Origin of the sequence: Neisseria sp. 19428wB4_WF04 (assembly GCF_015235335.1) — a bacterium.
Taxonomy (GTDB): domain Bacteria; phylum Pseudomonadota; class Gammaproteobacteria; order Burkholderiales; family Neisseriaceae; genus Neisseria; species Neisseria musculi.
The window spans coordinates 1-3,579 of sequence record NZ_JADGLG010000094.1; the positions used below are offsets into that span (position 1 = coordinate 1).

The following is a 3,579-nucleotide window of genomic DNA, read 5'->3' on the forward strand; positions in this document are numbered from 1 at the left end:
CAAGCAAAACGCCATTTACGCAAGTTTAACGGCATTCCCAAAGAGCATTTTGAACTGTATTTGAAAGAGTGTGAATGGCGTTTTAACAACAGTGAGATAAAATTTCAAATTTCTATTTTAAAACAATTAGTAAAGCAGGATTTGTTCTAGTTATCTAGGACAGCCCCAAAATTATTTTATTGTGGCGGATTAAAGTTGAAGCGGATAGCGTATTACCCATTTTGCCGTGTTGAGCCCTGCTGTACTGCATCGGTTGAAATGCAATCCGCTCCGTTATTGCCGGCATACCAAACAATCCACGGCTGAAGCTTTTGCCCAATCCAAAAAACATCACAAGAAGTTTATTTGCCGTTATTCCCGCCTGTGCAGGAATCCAAACGCTTGGCATTCCGCAGCCGTTGGCTTAATCCATACTTCAATATTTTCATCTGTATTCCCGTTTGGGCATAACGGTATTTCTGCCTTTCAGACGGCATGAAGATATTTTTCAAAGACTTTCGGCTGGCTTGTTGGGAATATGCGGCCGGCCGAATTCTGAACAGAGAGGGGGAGGGGCTGTCGACAACTACCCCGCGTTTCATTTCATTCATGCCGCCGGCCACGCGCTTTCAGACGGCCGTGGTTGATGCACTCCGTTCGGTAAACCGAAGTAAAAAGCTGCCGTTTTAAACGGGGATGGCGTAATTTTATGTTAATCAGACGGTAGCCGGTGATTTTAAGTGCTTATAATACGGCACGTTTTGATGCATTTCCCGATATGGCGAATCCGCTTGAAAACAATCACCGTGTCGGCAGGCGATCTCAAAGCCTCCAAAGGCATGGCAGAGCTGGCAGCCATGTTCAAGCAGAAAAACATCACCTTCGCGCAAACCGAATTCGCCGCCAACGCTCCGCAAGCCGAACAGAACACCGCCGTTGATGCCCTGCTGAAACAAGGCAATCCGCACAACTTCATCATCTTTACCAAAGGCACCACCCTTCCGGCCGGCGCGGATGCCAACAGCAAAGCTGGCGAGCATATGTATTCGTTCGACTACTCCTACCTGCTCGAATCCGCACGCGACTGGCTGTTTCAGCAGGTGAAAAAATAACAGCGGAAACGTTGGTATAGATAAAGCAAGACAGTGTATCGAAGCATCAACGCTGCTTGTATCCAATTGGCAACAAACCAAACCGTGCCCTGCTTTTGCAGGGTATTTTTGTATTCGGCATTGTTTATCGCGCCGGATCGGCAGGCTGTGTGCCCAATGGTTGCTTTGATGTGGTGTTTGACTGGTTCTGCAGCCCCTTGCTTTTTGATACAGGAGATGCAATGAGTGGGTTTTGCAGACATCTTGGTTCGGGTGACTTCGGCGCTACTGTTCTTAAACGGAGCAAAACCGATAAACCAGATGCAGAACCGACAGTATAAAGCGGCGCGAACTTTGGCACCTTTTCGGGGCATCTTTGACACCAAGCCAACCGCAACTATCAGTCAGAACTTTGGCACCATACCAGCGAGGCACGTTAATCAAACTTAAAAATCATATTATCCTCATACCCCACCTTTTTGGCTATCTCGGTTATCAATTTAACTGAAGTTACCCCATCAAACACCGTCCATTCGATGGGCCGGTATTGCTCTAAAAAATCCAGATAATCCATAAGCTCGCTGCGTGTGCTGCTGAAGAACACGAAAGGCGGGCGTACCAAGCGCATAAGCTGAAGAAACCGAACCATGCCGAAGTAGTGCTTGTTGGCATACATGCCCTGCATGGTCGATACATACGGCGGGTCGAATACCAACAGGGTTTGCGGCTTACCGATATATTGCGGCAGCAGGGTTTGGAACGGCTGGGAAACAATCTCTAGTCCTCTTAAGTAATCTTGCGCATCGGGATAATCGCTGCGGCGGATGCCGTTATACATATGCTTGTCGAAAAGCTCGGCCATGGTGCCGGCCTGATTGCTGCTGAGCAGCAGCCACGAACGCAGGCAGTTTAGGTCTTTGTAGCCGTTGAAATTCCGAATAGCGGCGACAACCCGGGACTGGGTCGGTTTGTCCAAATGTTTATCGCGGGGATAATCGGCCAATACGGCGGCGAGTGTCTGCCGCAGGCGGTTGGTGTCGGGGATATGGCGCAAACGTTCGGTGTAGCCGTCAAAGTCGTTATAGACAACGCGGGCGGCGGGTTTGGTGTGTTTGGCAACGTGCGCCGGCAGGCCGCTGCCGCCGAATGCGTCCACGATAGTCCAGCCCGCTCCGTCGGCGGGGATGTTGTTTAATTCGTTTTTAAAGGTTTTGATAAAGTTGCGTTTCTGCCCGACAAAGGGCAAGGGTGCTTTGGTGTGGTGTTTCGTCATAATCAGCAGGCGCTCGCGGCACTCTGCCTTATCGGTCAGTCAAAATGTGGTGATGAGTTTTTCGGCAATCCAACGGGCGACTTGCGGTACAACGGCGTTTCCGGCAGCCCGAGCTTCTGCAAAGTCGGCCGCATCCAGTCCTTTGCAAAGCCCATTATCTGCAACCGTTCGCTCCCGCTCAACCATCGCACTCCGTCCGTTAGCGACAAAGCAGATGTTGTTACCCGAGATGTCGATATTCGTTCCGCCGGGGAAGCCTGCAAGTAAAGTTGGGTGTGCGTCCGCCCAGGGGCTATCCGCTGCCGCCTTGCCGGCCGGTCAGCTGGTCCGGCGTCAGCCATAAACTCAATGGGGGGCATTTCTCCCAATCCGGCACCAGGAATACGCGGCGGCGTTTCGTGGGGACTCCGAAATAGCGAGCATCGAGCACGCGCCGGTATCCCACATACCCGCATTGGGCAAGGGACTGGACAACTGTCTGAAAGTCTTGGCCATTGTTGCTATTGAGCAGCCCCGTAACGTTTTCAAGCACCAGCCGGCGGGGCTTGAGGGCGGAAACGATGCGCATTGCATCGAAGAACAGGCCGGTGCGCGCTCCGGCAAGGCCGCGCCTTTTTCCTGCGGTGGATACGTCTTGGCAGGGAAATCCGCCGATGATGACGTCGGTGCGCCACAACTCGGGCAGGCAGGTACGGACATCGGTGAATTGTTTGGCGTGCGGGAATCGGTCGGCGAGCACGGCGCGGGGCACGTCGGCAATCTCGACCTGCCAGTCGGTTGTGAATCCTGCCTGCTCGAATCCGAGATCAAAGCCGCCGATGCCGGCAAACAGGCTGCCGACGGTGGGTTTTGACGGTGCTGTTGCATCCATATTTTCCTTTCGTGCGGCATTCGGCGATGCTCTAGTCTGAAAATACGGTGCTCTGAGCACTCTGTGAAATAATCAGTTGAATGTGTTGATGGTTTTGCAATGGCGGCATTTGATTTCAATGTTGCCGCCGCCTTTGGCCAATAGTTTGCGGCAGATTTTGCAGCGCAATTCGCGGTATTCCATATCGCATTTACTCCGTTTGTTATAAACTGCTCCGCTTTATCACACAGCGGAGCCTAACCTGGATGTTATGCATGGAAACCATCGCAAAAGTGCACCGGCTTTTTCACCGGCAGAAACTCTCACAACGTGAAATCGCCAAACAACTCAAACTCTCCCGTAACACAGTAGCCAAATATCTGCAG

Annotated in this window: 7 protein-coding genes and 1 pseudogene; 4 read left to right on the forward strand and 4 right to left on the reverse strand. The window is 51.7% G+C overall.

The genetic code is table 11. The features are described 5' to 3' along the window. Positions 1-150: pseudogene (locus tag IR141_RS12150) on the forward strand (IS1595 family transposase); the annotation flags it as partial. A gap of 4 nt (positions 151-154) precedes the next feature. Here IR141_RS12150 and IR141_RS12155 read toward each other — a convergent pair. Continuing rightward, the gene (locus IR141_RS12155; RefSeq protein WP_135037655.1) at positions 155-388 is read right to left on the reverse strand and encodes a hypothetical protein; all 234 of its coding nucleotides are present in this window, start codon (positions 386-388) and stop codon (positions 155-157) included. A gap of 382 nt (positions 389-770) precedes the next feature. Between IR141_RS12155 and IR141_RS12160 the strand changes: the two genes are divergently transcribed. Both IR141_RS12160 and IR141_RS12165 read left to right on the forward strand, forming a co-directional pair. Continuing rightward, positions 771-1,091 (forward strand): hypothetical protein, encoded by a 321-nt coding sequence (locus tag IR141_RS12160; protein WP_135037658.1) that lies wholly within the window; start codon positions 771-773, stop codon positions 1,089-1,091. A 56-nt stretch (positions 1,092-1,147) separates the two neighbouring features. Next, entirely contained in the window at positions 1,148-1,411 is a 264-nt protein-coding gene (locus IR141_RS12165; protein ID WP_135037661.1) for a hypothetical protein, read from the forward strand. 95 nt (positions 1,412-1,506) lie between these two features. Here the strand turns inward: IR141_RS12165 and IR141_RS12170 are convergent, their stop codons facing one another. The 3 genes from IR141_RS12170 to IR141_RS12180 all read right to left on the reverse strand — a co-directional run bounded on the left by IR141_RS12170 (position 1,507) and on the right by IR141_RS12180 (position 3,397). Then, on the reverse strand, positions 1,507-2,343 hold the full coding sequence (locus IR141_RS12170; RefSeq protein WP_135037664.1) for a hypothetical protein: 837 nt from the start codon (positions 2,341-2,343) through the stop codon (positions 1,507-1,509). 292 nt (positions 2,344-2,635) lie between these two features. After that, on the reverse strand, positions 2,636-3,214 hold the full coding sequence (locus tag IR141_RS12175) for a DNA cytosine methyltransferase (RefSeq protein ID WP_135037666.1): 579 nt from the start codon (positions 3,212-3,214) through the stop codon (positions 2,636-2,638). 72 nt (positions 3,215-3,286) lie between these two features. Beyond that, positions 3,287-3,397, reverse strand: coding sequence for a Com family DNA-binding transcriptional regulator (locus tag IR141_RS12180; RefSeq protein WP_135037669.1), 111 nt, complete (start codon positions 3,395-3,397; stop codon positions 3,287-3,289). A gap of 62 nt (positions 3,398-3,459) precedes the next feature. Between IR141_RS12180 and IR141_RS12185 the strand changes: the two genes are divergently transcribed. Beyond that, on the forward strand, positions 3,460-3,579 hold a 120-nt coding region (locus IR141_RS12185), incomplete at its 3' end, for a winged helix-turn-helix transcriptional regulator (protein ID WP_135033893.1).